A 1,171-nucleotide genomic window follows, 5' to 3' on the forward strand; every position below is an offset into this window, starting at 1 on the left:
CCGTCGACGGGCGCGGCTGAGCGCGGCGCGGCCGGTAGGGTGGCCGGAGGCTGCCCCGCCCCGGGGGCGAGGAGGTACCTGTGACGACCATGCGTGACGTCGCCGCGCGCGCGGGCGTGAGCACCAAGACGGTCTCGCGCGTGTTCAACGACGACCCGCACGTGCTGCCGCACACCAGGGCCCTGGTCGAGCAGGCCATGCGCGAGCTCAACTACGTCCCCAACGTGCTGGCCACCACCTTCCGCGCCGGGCGGACCTCGGTCATCGGCGTCGCGGTGCCCGACATCGTCGACCCGTTCTTCGCCTCGATCGCCCGCGCCATCGAAGACGTCGCGCGCGGGCGCGGACTGTCCACGCTCGTCACGAGTCTGGGGTCCGACCCGGAGGGGGAGCGTCCGGCGATCGAGTCGATGCTCGGCCGGCAGCTGTCGGGACTGGTGATCGCCCCGGTCGGGGTCGACCACTCCTGGTTGGAGCGGTGGCGCGAGCACACGCCGATCGTGTTCGTCGACCGGGCGCCCGTCGGCCTCGACGCCGACACGTTCGTCGAGGCCGACGAGCGCGGGGCCGTGGCGGCGGTGCAGCACCTGATCGGCCACGGGCACCGGCGGATCGCCTACGTCGGCGACGCCGTGCACCTGTCCACCGAGGCGAACCGGCTGGAGGGCTGGCGACGCGGGCTCGCGGAGGCGGGGATCGCGGCCGACGCGGAGCTGGTGCGATCCGGCGTCTCGGATCGGGAGGCGGCACGGCAGGCGGTGGCGCAACTGCGGGCCCTCGACGACCCGCCCACCGCCCTCTTCTCGGCCAACGCGCGGTGCTCGATGGCGCTCGCCGCGGCGCTGCGCGACGAGCCCCTCGCGATCGTCGGCTTCGGCGACTTCCCGATGGCCGACGTTCTGACGCCGGCGCTCACCGTGATCGACCAGGACCCGTATCGCCTGGGCACGCTCGCCGCGGAGCGCATCTTCGACCGGCTCGGCGGTGCGGAGCCCGCAGGGCCGGCGGTCGCTGTGATCGACGTCGACCTGGTCGAGCGCGAGTCGTGCCGCACCGGGGCCGCCCCGGTCTGAGCCCCTCGACCCGCGGGTCAGCCCAGGGCGGCGATGCTCGCGCGGGCCCCGAGCGTGCGGAGCGAGGCGCGCGCGGCGACGAACTCCGCCCGCAGCCG

Annotated in this window: 1 protein-coding gene; it reads left to right on the plus strand. The window is 75.1% G+C overall.

What is annotated here, in order from left to right:
- Window positions 1–89 precede the first annotated feature (89 nt).
- A complete protein-coding gene (locus tag DW309_RS11615; protein WP_136028621.1) occupies window positions 90–1,073 on the plus strand; it encodes a LacI family DNA-binding transcriptional regulator in 984 nt (327 codons plus the stop codon).
- Window positions 1,074–1,171: the final 98 nt, after the last annotated feature.

This window comes from Microbacterium sp. K41, from assembly GCF_004794395.1.
Lineage (GTDB): Bacteria > Actinomycetota > Actinomycetes > Actinomycetales > Microbacteriaceae > Microbacterium > Microbacterium sufflavum.